Below are 21,616 nucleotides of genomic sequence, written 5' to 3' on the forward strand. Positions count from 1 at the left end.
ACAGGTCTTGAGCAATATCGTGATCGCCACGCGCGAAAGCCGCCTGGCACTCTGGCAAGCCGAACACGTGCAGGCGCTTTTGCAAGAAAAGGGCCACACGGTCAGCCTGCTCGGCCTGACCACCACCGGCGACCAGATCCTCGATCGCTCGCTCAGCAAGGTGGGCGGCAAGGGGCTCTTCGTGAAAGAGCTCGAACTCGCGCTCGAAGAAGGACGCGCCGACATCGCGGTCCATTCGCTGAAAGACGTGCCGATGGACCTGCCGGAAGGCTTTGCGCTCGCCTGCGTGCTGGAGCGCGAAGACCCGCGCGATGCGCTCGTCTCCCCGCGCTACGACTCGCTCGACGCACTGCCGCAGGGCGCGGTGGTCGGCACCTCCAGCCTGCGCCGCGTGGTGCTGCTGCGCGCGCTGCGGCCCGACCTGCGCATCGAACCGCTGCGCGGCAACCTCGACACCCGCCTGCGCAAGCTCGACGAAGGACAGTACGACGCCATCGTGCTGGCGGCGGCCGGGCTCAAGCGGCTGGGGCTCGAGAGCCGCATCCGCGTGGCCTTCGACCCCGACACCATGCTGCCGGCCGCGGGGCAGGGTGCATTGGGCATCGAGGTGCGCGCGGACCGCACCGACCTCATCGGGCTGCTGGGCTCGCTGGCCCATGACGGCGACTGGCTTTCCACCACCGCCGAGCGCGCGGTGAGCCGCGCAATGGGCGGCAGCTGCTCGATGCCGCTCGCGGCCCACGCGCGATGGCAGGCCGATGGCGCGTTGCGCATCGATGCAGCGTGGGGCGACCCGGAAGGCAACGCGCCGCTGGTGAAGGTGCATGCGTTGGCGCCCGCCGCCGGCTTCGCCGAGGCCGACGCGCTCGGCCAGCGCGCCGCGGCGCTGCTGCGCGACGCCGGAGCCCACTGACATCCGTGGTCATCGCATGACCGCCCGTCCCGTCATCGTCACGCGGCCGGCGCGAGAGGCAGTGCAATGGGTGAGGGACCTGCGCGCAGCGGGACTCGACGCAGTCGCGCTGCCGCTCATCGTGATCGAGCCGGTGGTCGATGCCGAGCCCTTGCGCACGGCGTGGCGGCAACTCGCGGACTACTCGGCGCTGATGTTCGTGAGCGCCACGGCCGTCGAGCATTTCTTCCATCACAGGGAGCCTGCCCGCGCATTGGCGGGATGCCGCTTCTGGGCCACGGGCCCGGGTACCACGCGCGCCTTGCTTCGTGCCGGCGTGCCGACCGGGTCCATCGACGCGCCGCCGCCCGAAGCCACGCGCTTCGACTCCGAAGCGCTGTGGGAGCGCGTGCAGGCCCAGGTATCGGCCGGCGTGCGCGTGCTGATCGTGCGCGGCGGCGACGAGGCCGGACGACCGACGGGGCGCGACTGGCTCGCCAACGAGATCGATGCCGCGGGCGGCCATCGCGACACCGTGGTGGCATACCGCCGGCTGTCGCCATCACTGGACGTCGTACAACGCCAGTTGGCCATCGATGGTGCCGAGGGCCGCGCGATCTGGCTCTTCAGCAGTTCCGAGGCCATCGGCAATCTCCAGCGGGCGATGCCTGGCGTCGACTGGCATGCCGCAAGCGCGGTCGCCACGCATGCACGCATCGGCGAAGCCGCGCGGGCCGCGGGTTTCGGGGCGTTGCGTGTAAGCACGCCGCTGCTGGATGCACTGATCGCGTCTATAGAATCCCTGGCATGAGCGCCGCGTCCCCGTCAGACGATCTTTCCTCTTCTTCCCCAATCGCTGCCACCGCGCCGGTGCCTGCCACGCTGGCACCGCACCAGACGCCGGCCGCGCAGGCCGCGGGCGCGCTGCTTCTCTCCCGCATGGCGTTCGGCCTGGTGGCCCTCGTGGCGCTGGCCGCATTGCTGATTGCGATCGCGCTGTGGCAGAAGGTCAGCGGCATGAAGGAGCAACTGGCGCGCCAGAGCGCTGACGCCATCGCGCAATCGATGGAGGCGCGCACGCTGGCGCGCCAGGCGAGCGACACGGTGCGCGATGCTTCGGCCCGTGTGGCCCTGGTCGAAACCCGCGTGGCCGAAGTCGCGCTGCAACGCTCGCAGCTCGAAGAACTGATTCAAAGCCTCTCGCGTTCGCGCGACGAGAACCTCGTGGTCGATATCGACTCGGCCGTGCGCCTTGCCTTGCAGCAGGCACAGGTCACGGGCAGCGTCGAGCCGCTGCTGGCCGCACTCAAGGCCGGCGACGTGCGCATCGCGCGTGCCGCGCAGCCGCGGTTGACCCCCCTGCAGCGGGCCATGCAGCGCGATGCCGACCGCTTGCGCAGCAGCGTCAGCACCGACAGCGCCGAAGCGCTGCAGAAGCTCGACGAACTGATGCGCGGCGTGGACGACCTGCCCACGCTCAACGCAGTTGCCGTGCGCGGCAACGGCACCAACGCCTGGCAGGCCGAACCGATTCCCGCCGATGCGCCGTGGTGGCAGCGCGCACTGCTTACGGTGCGCGGCGAAGCCCGCTCGCTGGTGCGCGTCGGCCGCATCCAGAGCCCGGAGGCGATCCTGCTGGCGCCCGAGCAGTCCTATTTCCTGCGCGAGAACCTCAAGCTCAAGCTGCTCAACGCGCGCCTTTCGCTGCTGTCGCGGCAGATGGAAGCCACGCGCAGCGAGCTGTCGCAGGTGACCGCGTCGCTCAACCGCTATTTCGATCCCGCATCGCGCCGCACCCAGGCTGCCGCCACGCTGCTGCAGCAATTGCAGGCCCAGCTGAAGACGACCGAGCCGGTGCGCATCGACGACACGCTGGCGGCACTGGCCACCGCGGCCGCAGGGCGCTAGAACGAATGACCCACCGGCTTTTCACTTGCTTCGCTCCGTGTAATTCGCCGTCCCCCTTGGGGAAGGCGCGGCTCGCCTTGGGGCGGCCCGGCGGCGACCGCTGACATGCGCGCCGCAATCTGGCTCCTCGCCCTGTTCGCCGTCGCCGCGGCGGTCGCCCTGTTCGCGGGCAACAACCAGGGCACGATCACCGTGTTCTGGCCGCCATGGCGCGTCGATCTGTCGCTGAACCTCGTGCTCGTGATCCTGCTCGTGGCCTTCGTGCTGCTGCACGCGGCGCTGCGGGCGCTGGCGGCGCTGTTCTCGCTGCCGACGCAGGCGCGCCAGTGGCGGCTGCAGCAGAAGGAGCGCACGCTGCATGCGGCGCTGCTCGATGCGATGGTGCAGCTGATCGCGGGCCGTTTCTCGCGCGCACGCAAGGCCGCGCAGGCCGCGCTCACGCAGGAGAAGACGCTGGCGGCACTCGGCGCCGGCCTGCCGCAGGCGCAGCAGGTGCGCGTGCTGTCGCACCTGCTGGCCGCCGAGAGCGCGCAGGCCCTGCAGGACAAGCCGGCGCGCGACGCGCATCTGCAGCAGGCCCTCAACGAAAGTGTGGACCGCGCCGTGCTCGCCAGCCCGGAGACGCGTGAAGGCGTGCAGCTGCGCGCGGCGCGCTGGGCGCTCGAAGACCGCGATGCGGCGGCAGCGCTCGCGCGGCTCGAAGAGCTGCCGCAAGGCGCGCAGCGCCGCACGCTGGCCCTGCGGCTGCGGCTCAAGGCGGCGCGGCAGGATCGCCGCACGCTCGAGGCGCTCGAAACCGCGCGCCTGCTGGCCAAGCACCGGGCGTTCTCGGAAGCCGCGGCGCAGAGCATCGTGCGCGGCCTCGCGACCGAGTTGCTGTCGGGCGCGCACGATCCTGCGCAGTTGCTTCGCGCCTGGACCGAACTCGATGCCAACGAACGCGGAATGCCCGAGGTGGCGATCCATGCCGCACAACGCATGGTCGCGTTGCGCGGCGACCTCGCGCTGGCACGCGGCTGGCTGCTGCCGGCCTGGGAGCGCATGGTGGCCAATCCGCGTGGGCTGGGCGACGCGTTGCGCGTCAAGCTCGCGCGCGCGCTCGAAGCCGGGCTCGATTCGGTGGACGCTGACTGGCTGGCGCGCATTGAAAGTGCACAGCGCAACAACCCGCGCGACCCGAACCTGCAATACCTTGCGGGCATGGCCTGCATGAAGCGCCAGCTGTGGGGCAAGGCCCAGCAGTTGCTGACGCAGGCCGGCCTGGGACTGCAGGACACCGAGCTGTACCGCCGCGCCTGGCTCGCACTGGCCAGGCTGGCCGAAGACCGCAACGACACCGAGCAGGCTGCCGAGGCGTGGAAGCGCGCGGCGCAGGTCGAGAACAGCTGAGCGTCTGCAGCGGCGGGTGCAATGAGCGCGGGCGGGGCGCACTCCCGGAGTCCCGAGCGGGCCGCCATGACCGCGTCGTAGCCCGACGCGCCCTGAAGATATCCCGGCGATCCAGCCATGGCATTCGCGCGGCGATGCGAGCTGCCGGCTCATTGCAAGGCATAAAAAAACGGCGCCAGATGGCGCCGTTTTTGGTTGCGGGCGTGTGTCGCTCAGAGCGTGCGTTGCTGCTGCTCGAACGGCAGCGACATCGAGCCGAGGTCGCGGCGGGTTTCGACCAGCACCAGCGGACCTTCGTCGAGCACGACCACCGGCGGGCGTTCGCGCGGCACATGCACCGGCTTCGGCTCGGCCTCGATGGCGGCGCGGGCCTGGGCGATGCGCTCGGCGTCCGAGTTGACCCACTGCAGGCCCGAGTTCTCGGCGATCTGCGCGAGTTCTGCCAGCGGCAGCTCGAAGGACTGGACCTTGGGCAGTGCGCGGCCGTTGGCGGCTGCGGGCGCCTTGGAGCTTTCGACCACGATCGGTGCGGACACCGGTGCCGGGCGCTCGCTGCGGACCTGCTGTGGTGCGGCAACTTCTTGAGCTGCTTCGGCACGTTCCGACACCAGCGGCAGTTGCTGCTGCGGACGGGACTCCGGGGCTTCCGCCGCGGCGCCTTCGGCGACCGGCGCGCCGGCCGTGTTGCCGGCTTCGGCTTCGTCGCGCGGGCCGCGTTCGCGGCGGTCACGGCCGTAGCGGTCGCGCGAACGGCCGCGGCGCTCGTCGCCTTCGCGGCGGGGCATCTGCTCGTTGTTGCCGTTGATGGCTTCATTGCCTTGCGCTGCATCGGAAACCGCGGCTTCGGCGCCGCGTGCATCCGCTTCGGCTTGCGGCGCATCGTTGCGGCGTTCGCGGCGGCCGTCGTTGCGGTCGCCACGATCGCCACCACGGTCACCACGCGGAGCGCGCTGTTCGTCGCGGCCGTTGCGGGGCTGGCGCTCGCCTTGTGCGGCTTCGTCGCCAGCGGGTGCCGCGTCGCCGCGCGGCTGGCCGTTGTCGCTGTTGCGCTCGGCGCGTTCGCCGCCACGGTCGTTGCCGCGTTCAGCACGTTCGCCACGCTCATTGCGCTCGCCACGTTCACGGCGTTCGCCGCGGGCGCGGGGTGCGCGTTCAACTGCGTTGCCTTCGTCGCCTGCGACGGCGCCGGATGCCAGTTGCTGGGCTTCCAGGCTGATGTTGCCGTCGAGGGCCTCGACTGGCGCGTTGTTGCGGCCTTCACGGCCTTCGCCTTCGCGGCGCTCGCCACGGCCGTTGCGGCGCTGTTCGCCGTCACGCGGTGCGCGCGCTTCACGCGGCTCGCGGGGCTCACGCTGCTCGCGCGGTTCGCGTTGTTCACGCGGCTGGTTGATGCCGTCGTTGCGCTGCTCGCTGCCACGACCTTCGCGACCTTCTCGACCTTCACGGCGCTCGCCGCCACGGCCACCACGGCGTTCGCCATCGCGGCCACCGGAGCGCCCGCCGCTCTCGCCACGGCCTTCACCGCGACCTTCGCCACCACGGCCGCCGCGGCGCTGTTCGCCGTCACGTGCGCCGCCGCGTTGTTCGCCATCGCGGCCCGGACGGCCGTCGCGGCGGGGCTTCGGCGCCTCGACCGGAATCGCAGCCGGCGCAGGTGCTGCAGCGGGTGCCGGCGTGCTGCCGAACAGGTTCTTGATCCAGCCGAAGAAGCCGGTCTGCGCCGGAACCGGCGCACTCACCACGGGTGGAGCGACCGGCGCGGGCGCGGCGACAGGCGTGCGCACCGCTTCGGGCTTGGGTGGCACCACCGGCGCGGGAGCGTCGGGCAGCACGCCCTTGATCACCGGCGTCTGCTTGTTGGTGGGCTCCTGCGAACGGCGCGTGACCGAGGTCGGGTCTTCGATCTCGTCGGCCATCTTGTAGCTGGCCTCGATGTGGTCGAGGCGCGGATCGTCGTGCTTCAGGCGCTCGAGCTTGTAGTTGGGCGTTTCGAGCGTCTTGTTGGGCACCATCAGCACGGTGACGCGCTGCTTGAGTTCGATCTTGGCGATTTCGGGGCGCTTTTCGTTCAGCAGGAACGAGGCGACTTCCACGGGCACCTGCACGTGCACGGCGGCCGTGTTGTCCTTCAGGCACTCTTCCTGAATGATGCGCAGGATCTGCAGCGCGCTCGACTCGGTGTCGCGGATGTGGCCCGAGCCGCCGCAGCGGGGGCAGGGGATCGACGAGCCTTCGCTGAGCGCGGGCTTCAGGCGCTGGCGGCTCATTTCCATCAGGCCGAACTTGCTGATCGAGCCGAACTGCACACGGGCGCGGTCTTGCCGCAGCGCGTCGCGCAGGCGGCTTTCGACCTCGCGGCGGTTCTTCGACTCGTCCATGTCGATGAAGTCGATGACGATCAGGCCGCCCAGGTCGCGCAGGCGCATCTGGCGGGCCACTTCGTCGGCGGCTTCGAGGTTGGTGCGGGTGGCGGTTTCTTCGATGTCGCCGCCCTTGATAGCGCGGGCCGAGTTCACGTCGACCGAGACCAGCGCTTCGGTGTGGTCGATCACGATGGCGCCGCCCGAGGGCAGCTGCACGGTGCGTGCGTAGGCCGATTCGATCTGGTGCTCGATCTGGAAGCGGCTGAACAGCGCCGCGTCGTCGCGGTAGCGCTTCACGCGGGCGGCATGCTCGGGCATAACGTGCGCCATGAACTGCTGCGCCTGGTCGTAGATATCGTCGGTGTCGATCAGGATGTCGCCAATGTCGTGATTGAAGTAATCACGAATGGCGCGGATGACGAGCGACGATTCCTGATAGATCAGGAAGGCGCCCTTGCCGCCCTTGGCCGCGCCGTCGATGGCGCTCCAGAGCTTGAGCAGGTAGTTCAGGTCCCACTGGAGTTCGGACGCGATGCGGCCGATGCCGGCGGTGCGCGCGATGATGCTCATGCCCTTGGGGTACTCGAGCTGGTCCATCGCCTCCTTGAGCTCGGCGCGGTCGTCGCCCTCGATGCGGCGAGAGACGCCGCCGCCACGGGGGTTGTTCGGCATCAGCACGACGTAGCGGCCGGCCAGCGAGATGAAGGTGGTGAGGGCTGCGCCCTTGTTGCCGCGTTCTTCCTTCTCGACCTGGACGGTGAGTTCCTGGCCTTCGCGGATCGCGTCCTGGATGCGGGCCTGGCTGGCCGACACGCCTTCGGCGAAGTACTGCTTGGAGATTTCCTTGAACGGCAGGAAGCCGTGGCGGTCTTCGCCGTAGTCGACGAAACAGGCTTCGAGCGAGGGCTCGACGCGGGTCACGACCGCCTTGTAGATGTTGCCCTTGCGCTGTTCGCGCCCTTCGATTTCGATTTCGTAGTCGAGCAGTTTCTGCCCGTCGACGATGGCCAGGCGGCGTTCTTCGGCCTGCGTGGCATTGATCAGCATCCGCTTCATGATGCGTTGTCCTTATATGTATCGTTCTACCGGCTCTTGACGAGCCAACGATGCACGGACGACGCCCGCGAAACCAGGGGAATTGCCGCTTGGGCCCCGGATGCTGTGACTGCCGCGCCAAGCGCGAGCAGGCCTCTCGAGCTTTAGCTCAAGAAGACAGCCGGGGTGGGGGCGCGTGGATGGGCGCGAGCCAGATTCGGTGTTGAGTGGCTATCTTTTTGATAGCCGGTTGCGCAAGGGTGGCGCGCGCCGCAGACGATTCAATGCCTGAGGCCGCTGGTCGAAACCAGGTCGGCCAGCGCAGGCACATTTGAATCAGCAGCATCAACACAACAAGGGACTCGCTTCGATCCGCCGGCAGCTTGGAAGCTGCAGGCTGGGTATTCCGTATCGGTGTTTCGTGGGTGTCGGCTTGACTTGGGTGCCTGGTCTGCCACTTTGCGCCATTGCGCGGGGTTTGCAGCTCGGCGCCAAAGCGGCATCGACCTCGCAGCGCTGTCCTGGGTATTTGATGGCAGTGGACTAAACTTCTGTCTAATCAAGCACTTACATGACCGCGCTGGTGAAAAACATTATAGGTGCGAAGCAGGGCCCGGCGGCTGCTCCAAATCCCGCAGACCCAAAAGCCCCAACCCAAACCGGGGCGCCGCATTCGGCCATCAAATTCCTCACGGTCGACGCCGAATCTGCCGGGCAGCGGCTCGACAACTTCCTGTTCCGCCATCTGAAAGGCGTCCCGAAGACGCACGTCTATCGGATCATCCGGTCCGGCGAGGTGCGCATCAACAAGGGCCGGGCGCAGGCCGAAACCCGCATCGAGGTGGGCGACGTGCTGCGGCTGCCGCCGATCCGCATCTCGCCCCGCGCGGAAGAGGGCGCGGCCCCGCCCGCACCGGCGCGCGAGTTTCCGGTGCTGCTGGAAGACGATGCCGTGCTGGCCATCGACAAGCCGGCCGGCGTGGCCGTCCATGGCGGCAGCGGCGTGAGCTTTGGCGTGATCGAGCAATTGCGCACGGCGCGGCCCGCCGCCAAATTCCTGGAACTGGTGCATCGGCTGGACCGCGAAACCTCCGGCATCCTGCTGGTCGCCAAGAAGCGCAGCGCGCTGGTCGCGCTGCAGGACCAGTTCCGCGAACGCGAGACCGGCAAGACCTACCTGGCGCTGGTCGAGGGAGCCTGGCCCGCCAACAAGAAGGTGCTCGATGCGCCGCTCGCCAAATATCTGCTGCCCGACGGCTCCGGTGCGGGCGCCGGCGAGCGCCGTGTGCGCGTGGTCGCCAAGGACCATCCGGATGCCATGCGCGCCGTCACGCTGGTGCGCGTGCTGGCACGGTTGTCGCTGCCGGGGGATGCCACGCCGCTGTCATTGCTTGCGGTGACGATCAAGACCGGCCGCACGCACCAGATCCGCGTCCATCTCGCGTCGGCCGGCCATCCGATTGCGGGCGACGACAAATACGGCGAGTCCGAACGTCAGCGTGCGCTGCAGAAACTCGGCCTCAAGCGCATGTTCCTGCATGCCTGGCGGCTGCAATTCAACCACCCGGCCAGCGGTGATCGCGTGGCGCTGCAGGCCGGCCTGCCGCCCGAGTTGCACGCGCTCATGCCGCCTGCTGCCCTCGAGGCACTGGCCCAACACCCCGTTCCGACGCTCCATGACTGATTCCCCCAGCCCCCTTCGCTTCGACCTGATCGCCTTCGACTGGGACGGCACGCTCTACGACTCCACGCGCCTGATCGTGCGCTGCATCCAGGCGGCGGTGATCGACGTCGGTGGTGCCAAGCCGAGCGAGAACGACGCCGCCTGGGTGATCGGCCTGGGCCTGGCCGAGGCGCTCGCCCGCGCGGCGCCCGACGTGCCGAAGGAAAAATATGCCGAACTCGGCGCGCGCTACCGCTATCACTACCTCCAGCACCAGGACGACCTCGTGCTTTTCGACGGCGTGCTGCAGATGCTCGATGCGCTGCGCGCGCGCGGCCACAAGCTGGCCGTGGCCACGGGCAAGTCGCGCCGCGGCCTCAACGAAGCGCTCAGGTCGGTCGCGCTGCGCGACCGCTTCGACGCCTCGCGCACGGCCGACGAAACCTTCGGCAAGCCGCATCCGCGCATGCTGCTGGAGCTGATGGAAGAACTCGACGTGCCGCCGGAACGCACCCTGATGATCGGCGACACCACGCACGACCTGCAGCTCGCCCAGAACGCGGGCGCCGCCAGCGTGGGCGTGAGCTACGGCGCGCACGAACCGGCCAGCTTCGACGAATTCAAGCCGCTGCACATCGCGCATTCGGTGGCCGGGCTGGAAGCCTGGCTTCTCGACAACGCCTGAGACCCCGCCATGAGCGACGAAGAACGCATTCCGCTGTGCAATGCCTCGGACCTGGTCGAAGGTGGCCTGGCCGTGCCTTTCGACGTGGTCTACGGCGGGGAAACATGCCGCGCTTTCGCGGTGCGTTTCGAGGGGCGGCCGCATGCGTTTCTCAACCGGTGCAGCCATGTCGCGATGGAGCTCGACTTCCAGCCCGACCGCTTCTTCGACGACACCGGGCAGTGGCTGCTGTGCGCCACGCACGGCGCGGTCTACAAGCCCGACACCGGTGAATGCATGGGCGGCCCATGCCGCGGTGGCCTCGTGAAGATCGCCCTGAGCGAGCATGACGGCGTGGTGCACTGGCATACTGACTGGAACCTTCACCCCCTGACCTTCTGACATGACCGACCCGAACCGAACGGAACCCGAAGGGTTCGAGCCATTTGAGCCGGCCCCCTCCAAGAACATGGCCAAAGATCCCACGCAGCGCCCCGGATGGGAGCGCGCCACGCTCGAAAAGCTCGCCTTCGCTTCGCTGAACGAACAGAGGGCCACGCGCCGCTGGAAGACCTTCGTACGCCTGTCGTGGCTGGCTTTCTTCGTCTTCCTGGCGTGGTTCGCGCTCTCGCGCGGCACGCCGAGCGCGGCCAAGACCACGGCCCACACGGCCGTCGTCGAGATCAAGGGCGAAATCGCCAACGGCGGGGATGCGAGCGCGGAATTCGTGGTCGCTGCGATGAAGACGGCCTTCGAGGACGAGGGCGCCAAGGGCGTGGTCTTGCTGATCAACTCGCCTGGCGGCAGTCCGGTGCAGGCCGGCATCATCAACGACGAGATCAAGCGCCTGAAGGCCAAGTACAAGAAGCCGGTCTATGCCGTGGTCGAGGAAACCTGCGCTTCGGCTGCCTATTACATCGCTGCTGCCACCGACAAGATCTTCGTCGACAAGGCCAGCATCGTCGGCAGCATCGGCGTGCTGATGGACGGCTTCGGCTTCACGGGCGTGATGGAGAAGGTTGGCGTCGAGCGCCGCCTGCTGACCGCCGGCGAGAACAAGGGCTTCCTCGATCCCTTCAGCCCGATGAGCGATGCGCAGCGCGCCCATGCGCAGACGATGCTGAACCAGATCCACACGCAGTTCATCAACGTGGTCAAGGCCGGCCGCGGCGACCGCCTGAAGCTCGACACTCCGGGCCTGTTCAGCGGCCTGTTCTGGAGCGGCGAGCAGGCGGTCGAATTCGGCCTTGCCGACCAGCTGGGCAACGTCGACTTCGTGGCGCGCGAAGTCATCAAGGCCGAAGAGGTGATCGACTACACGCGGCGCGACAACGTGGCCGAGAAGCTGGCCAAGAAATTCGGCGCCGCGATGGCCGAAACCACGGTGCGCCTCATGCACACGGCTCCGGCCCTGCGCTGATTTTCTATTTGTTGTTCTCGCCGCTGGCGGTGTAGCGCGCCGACGCCGCCAGCGCCGCGGCGAAGGCCACGACCACATAGAGCGCCGCAGTCAGCGAGGTCGCCCGCGCCAGCAGCCCGATTGCCGCCGGGCCTGCCATGAATCCCAGGTACGCCAGGGCCGAGACCGATGCAATGCCTCGCGCAGGCTCGATGCCCGGCGCCTTCGCCGAAGCCGAGAACAGGATCGGCACCACGTTCGCAAAGCCGACGCCCACTCCCGCGAAGCCGATCAGCGCCAGCCACGGCAGGTCGGTGGCCAGTACCAGCGTCATCGCTAGCGCTGCCAGGAGGCCGCTGCCGAGCAGCAGGGTGGTTGGTGCGAAGCGGGCGCGCATCGCGTCGCCGCCGAAACGCGCCGCCGCCATTGCGGCCGAGAAGCTCGCATAAGCCAGCGCGGCCTGTTGTTGCGGGCTGCCGATTTCCTGCTGCATGTAGAGCACGCTCCAGTCGTAGATGGCGCCCTCGGCGATCAGTCCCAGCGCGGCCAGCACGCCCAGTACCGCGAGTGCGCCGCGGGGCAGCAGGAAGCCATGATCGGCCTCGGTGGCTCCGCTGGTGGCGGCTCTGGGCAGCATGCGTGTCGAGGCCGCGGCGACGAGCAGCGCCATTGCTGCGGCGACCAGCAGCAGGTGCGCCTGCGCGCCGAGTCCGGCTGCCAGCGCGGCGCTGCCGCTCGCGGCGCCGGCCATGCCGCCCAGGCTGAACATGCCGTGCATGCCGCTCATCAAGGGCGCGTCTCCGTGCAGTTCGAGCTGCGCCGCCTCGGTGTTGATCGACACGTCGAACACGCTGGTCACGAGGCCGAAGGCGGCCAGCAGGCCCAGCAGGGCGGCATAGCCGGGCATCGCGATCAGGCCGGCCAGCAGCAGCGCGTAGATGCAGCCGCAGATGCCGGCCACGCGGCGCGGGCCGTGGCGTCCGATCCAGCGGCCCGCGCTGGTCAGGCCGAACATCGCGCCGGCACCGGCCGCGAGCATCGCCAGGCCGAGCTGCGCCTCGTCGATGCCGTAGTGCGCCTTGACCGTCGGCACGTGCACGCCCCAGGTCGCGAAGATGAAGCCGGCGCAAAAGAACTGCGCGCGCGATGCCCAGCGCGTGGCTGCGGTAACGCCGCCCATCGTCAGCGGCCGATGGCGAACACGGCGGGCAGGCGTTCGTCTGTCGTGGCTTGCGGCTTGGCGGCGCGCCAGGACTTGATCGTCTCGCTGCGCACGTGGGCAGTGGCGAGCGTCAGGCCGCGCGCCACGGCGAGCCGGGTGTTGTGCTGCAGGGTCTGCACGAGCGCCTGCAGCAGCGCGGCGTTGCGGTAGGGCGTTTCGATGAACAGCTGCGTCTGGCCGGACTTGAGCGCGAGCGCTTCGAGCTCGCGGATGCGGGTCTGGCGTTCCACGGCGTCCTGCGGCAGGTAGCCGACAAAGGCGAAGTTCTGGCCATTGAGCCCGCTTGCTGCAAGCGCCAGCAGCAGTGAAACGGGGCCGGTCAGCGGCACCACCGTGATGCCCAGGTCGTGAGCGGCGCGCGCCACCGAGGAGCCCGGATCGGCCACCGCCGGCATGCCGGCTTCGCTCAGCAGGCCGATGTCGTGGCCTTCGAGCGCGTCGGCCAGCAGGGGGCGGGCATCGAACTGGCCTGCATGATCGCCTTTCTTGTGCACTTCGCGCGGCAGCTCCTGGATGGCTTGAGCCTGCAGTGGTGCAGCCAGCGGTGCGACTGCGTCGATGCGCTTGAGGTAGGCGCGCGCGGACTTCGCGTTCTCGCAGATCCAGTGGGTGATGCCGGCGGCCGCCTGCAGCGTGCCCAGCGGCAGGGCGTCCTGCAGCGGGGCTTGCACATCGCAGCCGAAGTCGAGCGGCGCGGGTACGAGGTAGAGCTTGCCCTTTTGTCGTGTCACAGCAGATCGACCCCCGCGGCGCGCAGCATCTGGCAGGTGCGGATCAGCGGCAGGCCGACCAGTGCGGTCGGGTCGTCGCTGTCGATGGCGCTCAGCAATGCGATGCCCAGGCCTTCACTCTTGGCGCTGCCGGCGCAGTCGTAGGGCTGCTCGGCTTGCAGATAGTGTTCGATGGCGGTGTCGGTGAGGTCGCGAAACACCACGCGCACGGGTGCGATGTCGCGCTGGGCGAAGCCGGTGGCGTGACAGACGACGGCCACGGCTGTCTGAAAGATCAGCGTCTGGCCGCGCATGCGGCGCAGCTGGGCGGTGGCGCGGGCATGGTCGCCGGGCTTGCCGAGCGCTTCGCCCGCCAGGTCGGCCACCTGGTCGGAACCGATGACCACGGCGTCGGGAAAGCGGGCGGCCACGGCGTTCGCCTTTTCCAGCGCGAGGCGAACGGCGAGGTCATGCGGTGTTTCGCCGGCAAGAGGTGTTTCATCGACTTCCGGCGAGTGCACATCGAAGGGCAGGCGCAGGCGGGAGAGCAATTCGCGGCGGTAGCGCGAGGTCGAGGCGAGGATCACGGTGCGTTGCATGGGGACGATTGTGCGTGAGCCGCTCAAGACCCTCCGCCATGCCCCGCGCCGGGGGAACGTCCGGCGCGCTAGACTGCCGCGGATGAAGAGAGAATTTGCCCCCGAACGGCTCAATGTGCCGGGCTTTGCCGCCGCTGCCGCCACCCTGGAAGCCACCGACCCGGTTCCTGACTACGAACGCCTGGCCGCCGAACTGGCCGTTCCGGCGCCCGATGCGCTGGTCCGGTGGGCGGCCCATGGGGAAGAACGCCCCGGCGCGGATGGCAAGGCAACGCCCTGGCTGCACCTGGAGGCCGAAGCCGTGGTGCCACTGGTTTGCCAGCGCTGCCTGTCGCCCGTCGATTCCCTGCTGTCGGTGGATCGCTGGTTCCGCTTCGTGGCCGATGAGGCCACCGCCGAGGCGCAGGACGAGGAATCCGAGGAAGACCTGCTCGTCGTAAGCCGGGATTTCGACCTGCACGCCCTGATCGAGGACGAACTGCTGATGGAAATCCCCGTCATGCCCGCCCACGATGTCTGCCCGACGCCGGTACAGCTTTCGTCCAGCGACGAAGACTTCAAGGCGGCCGAAGAGGCCAAGCCGAACCCTTTTGCGGTGCTCGGTGCGTTGCGTTCGCGCAAGCCGGAAGATGGGAAATAGCTCTTTCCTGCCGGCTGGGCTATAATCGTGGGCTTCGCGCGCGCCGCCGTGAGCAGCGATACAGGTAGCAACGAGAGGGGCATTCCATACATGCCGCTGAAGTTTCTGTATTGCCACCGCTTGAGCCCGCATCCAATCACTCACCTAACAGTCCAGGAGCCATCATGGCCGTCCAGCAAAACAAGAAGTCGCCTTCCAAGCGCGGCATGCACCGTTCCCACAATGCGCTGGTCGTTCCCGGCATCGCCGTGGAGCCGACCACCGGCGAAACGCACCTGCGCCACCACATCAGCCCCAACGGTTTCTACCGTGGCCGCCAGGTGCTCAAGAACAAGTCCGAAGCCTGATTCCGCATCCCAAGGCCAAGGCCCGAAGCTACTTCTGCCGTAGCGTCGGGCCTTTGTTTTGATGGCTACGCCTTCTTCTCCCGAAATCACTGCTGCGCCTTCCGCAATCACGCTCGCCGTGGATTGCATGGGGGGCGACCATGGGCCGCGCGTCACGCTCGCGGCCTGCCGCGCATTTCTCGAGCGGCACAGCGAGGCCTCGTTGCTGCTGGTCGGTGCGCCGGCCGCGCTGGCGGGATTTGCCGCGCATCCGCGTGCCCGCATCGTCGCTGCCAGCGAAGTGGTGGGCATGGACGACCCGATTGAAATCGCCCTGCGCAAGAAGAAAGACTCTTCGATGCGCGTGGCAATCCAGCAGGTAAAGGACGGCGCTGCCCAGGCAGCGGTCTCGGCCGGCAACACCGGTGCCTTGATGGCAATTGCCCGCTATCTGCTCAAGACGCTGGAAGGCATCGACCGCCCGGCCATCGCGCCACAGTTGCCGAACGCGAAGGGCGGGGCGACAACGGTGCTCGACCTGGGCGCAAATGTCGATTGCGATGCTGAGGACCTGCTTCAGTTCGCGGTGCTCGGTTCGGCGCTGGTCTCGGCGTTGACCGGTAACGAGGCGCCTTCGGTCGGCTTGCTCAACATTGGCGAAGAAGCCATCAAGGGCAGCGAAACCATCAAAAAAGCAAGCCAACTGCTGCGTACGGCTGCCAATTCCAAGGATCTGAACTTCTACGGCAACGTGGAAGGCAACGATATCTTCAAGGGCACCACCGATATCGTCGTTTGCGACGGGTTCGTCGGAAACGTGGCTTTGAAGGCCAGCGAAGGCGTGGCCTCCATGATTGGCGAGTTCATTCGAGTCGAGTTTTCGCGAAGCGTTTTCACGAAACTTGCTGCAATTGTTGCCTATCCGGTCCTAAAAGCATTTAAAACTCGCCTGGATCATCGGCGGTACAATGGTGCAGCGCTGCTGGGCCTGCGTGGCCTGGTTTTCAAGAGCCATGGCTCGGCTGACGAAGTGGCTTTCGGCCATGCGCTGGATCGCGCTTATGATGCCGCTCGCAACAACCTGCTCGATCGCGTGCGGGCCCGCATCGCCCACGCCGCGCCTTTGCTCGCGCGGCAGGACCCGGCGGCGCCGGTCGACGCGACGGCCCTTCACGTTTGATGACCCCTCCTTACTCACGCATTACCGGCACCGGCAGCTACCTGCCTCCACGCCGCGTGACCAATGACGATCTCGCCAAGGATCTGGCGACGCGCGGCATCGAAACCTCCGACCAATGGATTGTCGAACGCACCGGCATCCATGCGCGGCACTTCGCCGCGCCGGACGTCACGAGCAGCGACCTTGGTTTCGAAGCGGCCCGGCACGCCCTGGAAGCCGCCGGCCGCAAGGCCAGCGACGTCGACCTGATCATCGTCGCGACCTCGACCCCCGACATGGTGTTCCCGTCGTCGGCCGCCATCCTGCAGAACAAGCTCGGCATTGCCGGCTGCCCGGCATTCGACGTCCAGGCGGTCTGCAGCGGCTTCGTCTATGCGCTCACCGTTGCCGACGCGATGATCCGCACCGGCTCCGCGCGCTGCGCACTGGTGGTGGGCGCCGAAGTGTTCTCCCGCATCCTCGACTTCAATGACCGCACCACCTGCGTGCTGTTCGGCGACGGCGCGGGCGCGGTGGTGCTCGAAGCCAGTCAAGAGCCCGGCATCCTGGCCAGCGACCTGCATGCGGACGGAAAGCACGTCGGCATTCTTTGCGTGCCGGGCCACGTGTCCGGCGGCAACGTGCTGGGCACGCCGCTGCTGCACATGGATGGCCAGGCCGTCTTCAAGCTCGCAGTGCGCGTGCTCGAGGAAGCTGCGCGCACCACGCTGGCCAAGGCCGGCAAGACCGATGCCGATATCGACTGGCTCATCCCGCACCAGGCCAACATCCGCATCATGGAAGGTACGGCGAAGAAGCTGAAGCTTCCGCGCGAGAGATTGATCGTCACGGTGAACGAGCACGGCAACACCTCCGCTGCATCGATTCCGCTGGCGCTCGATGAGGGCGTGCGCTCCGGCAAGGTGAAAAAGGGCCAGACACTCATGCTCGAGGGCGTGGGCGGCGGCTTCACCTGGGGCGCGGTGCTGTTGAATCTGTAGTGCGTTGCAGCGCCCGGAAGAGGGTGCTGCGATGCAAGATGACGCTTGAAACAATGAAATCCTTTGCTTTTGTCTTTCCGGGTCAGGGCTCGCAGGCCGTCGGCATGCTCGACGCCTGGGGCGATCATCCGGCTGTGGCCGAAACGCTTCGCGAAGCTTCCGAAGCGCTCGGCGAAGACATCGGTGCGTTGATCAAGAATGGTCCCAAGGAAGAGCTGGCGCTCACCACCAACACCCAGCCCGTGATGCTGGTTGCCGGCGTGGCCGCGTGGCGTGCCTGGCTGGCAGAGGGAGGCGCGACGCCTTCCGCCGTGGCCGGCCATTCGCTTGGCGAGTATTCCGCGCTGGTGGCTTCGGGCGTGCTCACGCTCGCGCAGGCTGCGCCGCTGGTGCGTTTTCGCGCGCAGGCGATGCAGCAGGCGGTGCCTGTCGGTGTCGGCGCAATGGCTGCGGTGCTTGGCATGGAGTCGGGCAAGGTAGTGGCCGGGTGTGCGGAAGCCACGGCCAGTTTTGGCGCCGGCAGTGCGGAAATCGTCGAGGCGGTGAATTTCAACGACCCGATGCAGACCGTGATCGCCGGCAGCAAGGCCGCGGTCGACAAGGCCTGCGAACTGCTCAAGGCCAACGGCGCCAAGCGCGCGCTGCTGCTGCCGGTTTCGGCTCCGTTCCATTCGAGCCTCATGAAACCCGCGGCGCAAGCATTGCGCGAGAAGCTGGCTTCCATTGAACTGGCCGCGCCACAGATTCCCGTGCTGAACAATATCGACGTTGCCGTTGAAACCGATGCCAACCGCATTCGCGACGCCCTGGTGCGGCAGGCTGCCGGCCCGGTGCGCTGGGTCGAGAGCGTGCAGGCCTTGAAACTGCGCGGTATAGCCGCCATCATCGAATGCGGTCCCGGCAAGGTGCTGGCCGGGATGGTGAAGCGCATCGCCCCCGATCTGGAAGCCGCGTCGGTGTACGACCCGGCCACGCTCGCGGACACCCGACAATCGCTCGCCGGCTGAACCGGCAAGGCCCCGACACTTTTTCTATGAGCATTCCTAAATTCGAAGGGCAAGTCGCCCTGGTCACCGGCGCGACGCGCGGCATCGGCGCGGCGATCGCGCTGGAACTTGCCCAGCGCGGCCTCAAGGTCGTGGGCACCGGCACCACCGATGACGGCGCGGCCAAGATCACCTCGGCCCTCAGTGCCTTCGACGGCCGCGGCCGTGCACTCGACGTGAATGACAGCGCCGCCGTCGAGGCCCTGATCGACGAGATCGTGCAGGCCTACGGCGCAATCCACGTGCTGGTGAACAACGCCGGCATCACGCGCGACACGCTCGCCATGCGCATGAAGGACAGCGACTGGGATGCGGTGCTCGACACCAACCTCAAGGCCGTCTTCTCGCTCTCGCGCGCGGTGATCCGGCCGATGATGAAGCAGCGCTACGGCCGCATCATCAGCATCACCAGCGTGGTTGGCGCTTCCGGCAACGCCGGCCAGGCCAACTACGCGGCCGCCAAGGCCGGCGTCGCGGGCATGACCCGTGCGCTGGCCCGCGAACTGGGCAGCCGCAACATCACCGTCAACTGCGTCGCACCCGGTTTCATCGAGACGGACATGACGGCCAGCCTTCCCGAAGCCCAGCAACAGGCGCTGCTCCAGCAGATCCCGCTGGGCCACCTGGGCAAGCCGGCCGACATCGCGCACGCGGTGGCTTACCTCGCATCGCCCCAGGCGTCCTACGTCACGGGGCAGGAGCTGCACGTCAACGGCGGCATGCACATGTAGCCGCAAGGCGCAAATTTCCCCGTACCGGGTGCACGGCAAATGCCACAATGCGCCCGGCTAAAATCCACCGATTACCTACAACCCTCAGAGGGAACCAAATGAGCGATATCGAAGCACGTGTCAAGAAAATCATCGCCGAGCAGCTCGGCGTGGAAGAGTCCCAAGTGACGAATGAAAAGGCCTTCGTGGCCGACCTCGGCGCGGACTCGCTCGACACGGTCGAACTCGTGATGGCACTCGAAGACGAATTCGGCATCGAAATTCCCGACGAAGATGCCGAGAAGATCACCACGGTGCAAAACGCCGTCGACTACGCCACCAAGAATCAAAAGGCCTGATAGGCCAGCTGACAACACTGCAACTGCGGCCGGCGGCTTTTACTTGAACCGCTCGCGCCGACAGGCAACTGTTCAGCGCTTCCAGAAAGGTTTGCCGGCATGACCAAACGCCGCGTCGTCGTGACCGGACTCGGTTGCATCGCTCCTGTCGGAAACACCGCAACCGAATCCTGGGCCAACCTGTTGGCCGGGAAGTCGGGTATTGCGAACATCACCGCATTCGATGCAAGCGCCTTCGCCTGCAAGTTCGCCGGTGAGGTCAAAGGTTTCGACATCACCCAATACATCTCGGAGAAAGAAGCGCGTCATATGGACCGCTTCATTCATCTGGGACTCGCCGCCGCCATCCAGGCGGTGCAGGACAGCGGACTGCCGACCGGCGAAGCGCTGTCCTATGAAAAAGCCGTGCGCATCGGCTGCAACATCGGCTCCGGCATCGGCGGTCTGCCGATGATCGAAGAAACGCACGGCGAATACGCGAATCGCGGCCCGCGCCGCATCTCGCCGTTCTTCGTGCCGGCGTCGATCATCAACATGATCTCGGGCCACGTCTCGATCAAGTACGGCTTCAAGGGCCCGAACATTGCTGTCGTCACGGCCTGTACCACCGGCCTGCATGCCATTGGCACGTCGGCACGCATGATCGAGTACGGCGATGCCGACGTGATGATCGCGGGCGGTGCGGAATCGACCATTTCCCCGCTCGGCATCGGCGGCTTCACCGCGCCTCGCGCATTGAGCACGCGCAACGACGATCCCGCCACGGCCTCGCGCCCGTGGGACAAGGACCGCGATGGTTTCGTGCTGGGCGAGGGCGCCGGCGTGCTGGTGCTTGAAGAGTACGAACACGCCAAGGCGCGCGGCGCCAAGATCTATGCCGAAGTCGCGGGCTTCGGCCTGACGGGCGACGCGTACCACATGACCGCGCCGGACGTCGACGGCCCGCGCCGCTCGATGGCCATGGCGCTGGCCAATGCCGGCGTCAATGCCGACCAGGTGCAGTACCTCAACGCGCACGGCACCTCGACGCAGATCGGCGACCTCAACGAGACCAACGCGGTCAAGCTGGCATTCGGCGATCACGCGAAGAAGCTCGTCGTGAATTCGACCAAGTCCATGACCGGCCACCTGCTGGGCGGCGCGGGTGGCATCGAATCGGTGTTCACGGTGATGGCGCTGCACGAGCAGAAGAGCCCGCCGACCATCAACATCTTCAACCAGGATCCGGAGTGCGATCTCGACTACTGCGCCAACGAGGCGCGCGATCTGAAGATCGATGTCGCGGTCAAGAACAACTTCGGCTTCGGCGGCACCAACGGCACGCTGGTGTTCAAGCGCGCTTGAGCAGCATTGCTCTTTCATGCACAGCGCGCCGTCGGTGACCTATCCGGTGGGGCGCTCGCGTGGCGCAACCCGGATTCTCGTTGTTCTCTGGGCCCTGGGCGCTTGCTGTGCGGGCGCATCCTGCTATCTCTTCGATAGCGTCGGATGGCGCCAGCTGCTGCTGGTTTTCAGTGTCGTGTTCGCGGGCGTCGCTGCGGGCTTCGGCTTGCGGCGCGATGGCGCGGGCGTGCTGCATTTCGACGGCCTCCATTGGTCGCTGACGGGAGCCCCTGCCTCCCGCACCGTGCATGCCGCCCGGGCATTTGCAGCGCTCGATTTCCAGTCGCTGATGCTGGTCGGCCTCACCGAGCCGGGCCGCGCCAGGCGCTGGCTCTGGATCGAGCAGAGGGCCATGCCGGAGCGCTGGCGCGACGTGCGCCGCGCGATCTATGCGCGCGCCCCGTCCGCGGCATCTGCGGGCGATCCCTGGCGCGCGACGGCGCCGGCAGACGCGCCCTGAACTCCCGTCGATGACCACTTCCGTGCCTCCCGTGCCGCCGGAATCCGGCCTGACCGATGTGCCCGCCGCGGCGCCGCGTCCGGGCGAGGTCGATTTCCAACTGGTCCAGCGTACCGTCGCGGGTGACCAGAAGGCATTCGAACTGCTGGTCATCAAATACCAGCGTCGCATCGAGCGGCTGATCGGGCGGATGGTGCGCGACGTCGACCTGATCGAGGACATCGCGCAGGAAACCTTCATTCGTGCCTACCGCGCGTTGCATCAGTTCCGCGGCGAGGCGCAGTTCTACACCTGGCTCTACCGGATCGCCGTCAACACCGCCAAGAAGGCGCTGGTGGACATGAAGCGCGATCCAACCATTTCCGAGGCTGCCCTGAGGCCTTCTTCTGAGGACGACGATGAAACTTACCGTCCCGGAAACGAACCAACCACCGACGAAACCCCCGAATCGGTCATGGCGGCGAACGAAATCGCCGGTGCCGTCGAGGCAGCCATGGAAGCACTCCCTGTCGAGCTGCGCCAGGCGGTCACGCTGCGTGAAATCGAGGGCATGAGTTACGAAGAGATTGCCGAGGTCATGGATTGCCCCATCGGTACGGTGCGTTCGCGTATTTTCCGGGCGCGCGAGGCCATTTCGGCCAGGGTCAAGCCACTGCTGGACAACCAGTCCGGCAAGCGTTGGTAAGTA

At 67.3% G+C, this 21,616-nt stretch carries 22 protein-coding genes; 18 read left to right on the forward strand and 4 right to left on the reverse strand.

All coding sequences use genetic code 11. The annotated features are described in order from the left end of the window. Positions 1-7 precede the first annotated feature (7 nt). From hemC to PMI12_RS06855, 4 genes are all read left to right on the forward strand, one after another. Positions 8-913, forward strand: coding sequence for a hydroxymethylbilane synthase (gene hemC, locus PMI12_RS06840; protein WP_007830453.1), 906 nt, complete (start codon positions 8-10; stop codon positions 911-913). A gap of 16 nt (positions 914-929) precedes the next feature. Then, positions 930-1,703: a uroporphyrinogen-III synthase gene (locus PMI12_RS06845; protein WP_007830454.1), complete on the forward strand. Its 774-nt coding sequence runs from the start codon at positions 930-932 to the stop codon at positions 1,701-1,703. Beyond that, positions 1,700-2,800: a uroporphyrinogen-III C-methyltransferase gene (locus PMI12_RS06850; protein WP_007830455.1), complete on the forward strand. Its 1,101-nt coding sequence runs from the start codon at positions 1,700-1,702 to the stop codon at positions 2,798-2,800. The genes PMI12_RS06845 and PMI12_RS06850 overlap by 4 nt, the downstream gene beginning before the upstream one ends. A 105-nt stretch (positions 2,801-2,905) precedes the next feature. After that, positions 2,906-4,189: a heme biosynthesis protein HemY gene (locus PMI12_RS06855; protein WP_007830456.1), complete on the forward strand. Its 1,284-nt coding sequence runs from the start codon at positions 2,906-2,908 to the stop codon at positions 4,187-4,189. Positions 4,190-4,401: 212 nt separating this feature from the next. Here PMI12_RS06855 and PMI12_RS06860 read toward each other — a convergent pair whose 3' ends face one another. Continuing rightward, the gene (locus tag PMI12_RS06860; protein WP_007830457.1) at positions 4,402-7,608 is read right to left on the reverse strand and encodes an Rne/Rng family ribonuclease; all 3,207 of its coding nucleotides are present in this window, start codon (positions 7,606-7,608) and stop codon (positions 4,402-4,404) included. A 550-nt stretch (positions 7,609-8,158) separates the two neighbouring features. Between PMI12_RS06860 and PMI12_RS06865 the strand changes: the two genes are divergently transcribed. Genes PMI12_RS06865 through PMI12_RS06880 form a run of 4 tightly spaced genes read left to right on the forward strand, consistent with a single transcriptional unit; the run spans position 8,159 to position 11,334 of the window. Beyond that, positions 8,159-9,271, forward strand: a complete 1,113-nt coding sequence (locus PMI12_RS06865) for an RluA family pseudouridine synthase (RefSeq protein WP_007830458.1) — start codon at positions 8,159-8,161, stop codon at positions 9,269-9,271. Then, a complete protein-coding gene (locus PMI12_RS06870; RefSeq protein ID WP_007830459.1) occupies positions 9,264-9,935 on the forward strand; it encodes an HAD family hydrolase in 672 nt (223 codons plus the stop codon). The genes PMI12_RS06865 and PMI12_RS06870 overlap by 8 nt, the downstream gene beginning before the upstream one ends. 9 nt (positions 9,936-9,944) lie before the next feature. Beyond that, positions 9,945-10,316 carry a Rieske (2Fe-2S) protein gene (locus PMI12_RS06875; RefSeq protein WP_007830460.1) on the forward strand — a complete coding sequence of 124 codons (372 nt, stop codon included), beginning with the start codon at positions 9,945-9,947 and terminating at the stop codon, positions 10,314-10,316. 1 nt (position 10,317) lies between these two features. Continuing rightward, positions 10,318-11,334 (forward strand): S49 family peptidase, encoded by a 1,017-nt coding sequence (locus tag PMI12_RS06880; RefSeq protein WP_007830461.1) that lies wholly within the window; start codon positions 10,318-10,320, stop codon positions 11,332-11,334. A gap of 4 nt (positions 11,335-11,338) precedes the next feature. Here the strand turns inward: PMI12_RS06880 and PMI12_RS06885 are convergent, their stop codons facing one another. Genes PMI12_RS06885 through PMI12_RS06895 form a run of 3 tightly spaced genes read right to left on the reverse strand, consistent with a single transcriptional unit; the run spans position 11,339 to position 13,844 of the window. Beyond that, positions 11,339-12,493, reverse strand: coding sequence for an MFS transporter (locus tag PMI12_RS06885; protein WP_007830462.1), 1,155 nt, complete (start codon positions 12,491-12,493; stop codon positions 11,339-11,341). 2 nt (positions 12,494-12,495) lie between these two features. Then, on the reverse strand, positions 12,496-13,266 hold the full coding sequence (locus PMI12_RS06890) for an SAM-dependent methyltransferase (RefSeq protein WP_007830463.1): 771 nt from the start codon (positions 13,264-13,266) through the stop codon (positions 12,496-12,498). Beyond that, the gene (locus PMI12_RS06895) at positions 13,263-13,844 is read right to left on the reverse strand and encodes a Maf family nucleotide pyrophosphatase (protein ID WP_007830464.1); all 582 of its coding nucleotides are present in this window, start codon (positions 13,842-13,844) and stop codon (positions 13,263-13,265) included. Before PMI12_RS06895 ends, PMI12_RS06890 begins: the two co-directional genes overlap by 4 nt. 82 nt (positions 13,845-13,926) lie before the next feature. Here PMI12_RS06895 and PMI12_RS06900 point away from each other — a divergent pair, with 82 nt between their 5' ends. The 10 genes from PMI12_RS06900 to rpoE all read left to right on the forward strand — a co-directional run bounded on the left by PMI12_RS06900 (position 13,927) and on the right by rpoE (position 21,613). After that, a complete protein-coding gene (locus PMI12_RS06900; RefSeq protein WP_007830465.1) occupies positions 13,927-14,484 on the forward strand; it encodes a YceD family protein in 558 nt (185 codons plus the stop codon). Between the two features lie 164 nt (positions 14,485-14,648). Continuing rightward, positions 14,649-14,831 (forward strand): 50S ribosomal protein L32, encoded by a 183-nt coding sequence (gene rpmF / locus PMI12_RS06905; RefSeq protein WP_007830466.1) that lies wholly within the window; start codon positions 14,649-14,651, stop codon positions 14,829-14,831. Between the two features lie 61 nt (positions 14,832-14,892). After that, on the forward strand, positions 14,893-15,990 hold the full coding sequence (gene plsX / locus PMI12_RS06910) for a phosphate acyltransferase PlsX (protein WP_081502619.1): 1,098 nt from the start codon (positions 14,893-14,895) through the stop codon (positions 15,988-15,990). Next, positions 15,990-16,970 (forward strand): beta-ketoacyl-ACP synthase III, encoded by a 981-nt coding sequence (locus tag PMI12_RS06915; RefSeq protein WP_007830468.1) that lies wholly within the window; start codon positions 15,990-15,992, stop codon positions 16,968-16,970. The genes plsX and PMI12_RS06915 overlap by 1 nt, the downstream gene beginning before the upstream one ends. A 53-nt stretch (positions 16,971-17,023) precedes the next feature. After that, positions 17,024-17,977: an ACP S-malonyltransferase gene (gene fabD / locus PMI12_RS06920; RefSeq protein ID WP_007830469.1), complete on the forward strand. Its 954-nt coding sequence runs from the start codon at positions 17,024-17,026 to the stop codon at positions 17,975-17,977. A gap of 26 nt (positions 17,978-18,003) precedes the next feature. Next, the gene (fabG, locus tag PMI12_RS06925; protein ID WP_007830470.1) at positions 18,004-18,747 is read left to right on the forward strand and encodes a 3-oxoacyl-ACP reductase FabG; all 744 of its coding nucleotides are present in this window, start codon (positions 18,004-18,006) and stop codon (positions 18,745-18,747) included. A 98-nt stretch (positions 18,748-18,845) separates the two neighbouring features. Continuing rightward, a complete protein-coding gene (acpP, locus tag PMI12_RS06930; protein WP_007830471.1) occupies positions 18,846-19,085 on the forward strand; it encodes an acyl carrier protein in 240 nt (79 codons plus the stop codon). Positions 19,086-19,184: 99 nt separating this feature from the next. Beyond that, entirely contained in the window at positions 19,185-20,429 is a 1,245-nt protein-coding gene (gene fabF, locus PMI12_RS06935; protein ID WP_007830472.1) for a beta-ketoacyl-ACP synthase II, read from the forward strand. A 16-nt stretch (positions 20,430-20,445) separates the two neighbouring features. Then, the gene (locus PMI12_RS06940; protein WP_007830473.1) at positions 20,446-20,928 is read left to right on the forward strand and encodes a hypothetical protein; all 483 of its coding nucleotides are present in this window, start codon (positions 20,446-20,448) and stop codon (positions 20,926-20,928) included. Positions 20,929-20,938: 10 nt separating this feature from the next. Beyond that, the gene (gene rpoE, locus PMI12_RS06945) at positions 20,939-21,613 is read left to right on the forward strand and encodes an RNA polymerase sigma factor RpoE (RefSeq protein WP_007830474.1); all 675 of its coding nucleotides are present in this window, start codon (positions 20,939-20,941) and stop codon (positions 21,611-21,613) included. The last annotated feature ends 3 nt before the right edge of the window (positions 21,614-21,616 follow it).

The organism is Variovorax sp. CF313, from assembly GCF_000282635.1.
In the GTDB taxonomy this organism is placed as follows: Bacteria; Pseudomonadota; Gammaproteobacteria; order Burkholderiales; family Burkholderiaceae_C; genus Variovorax.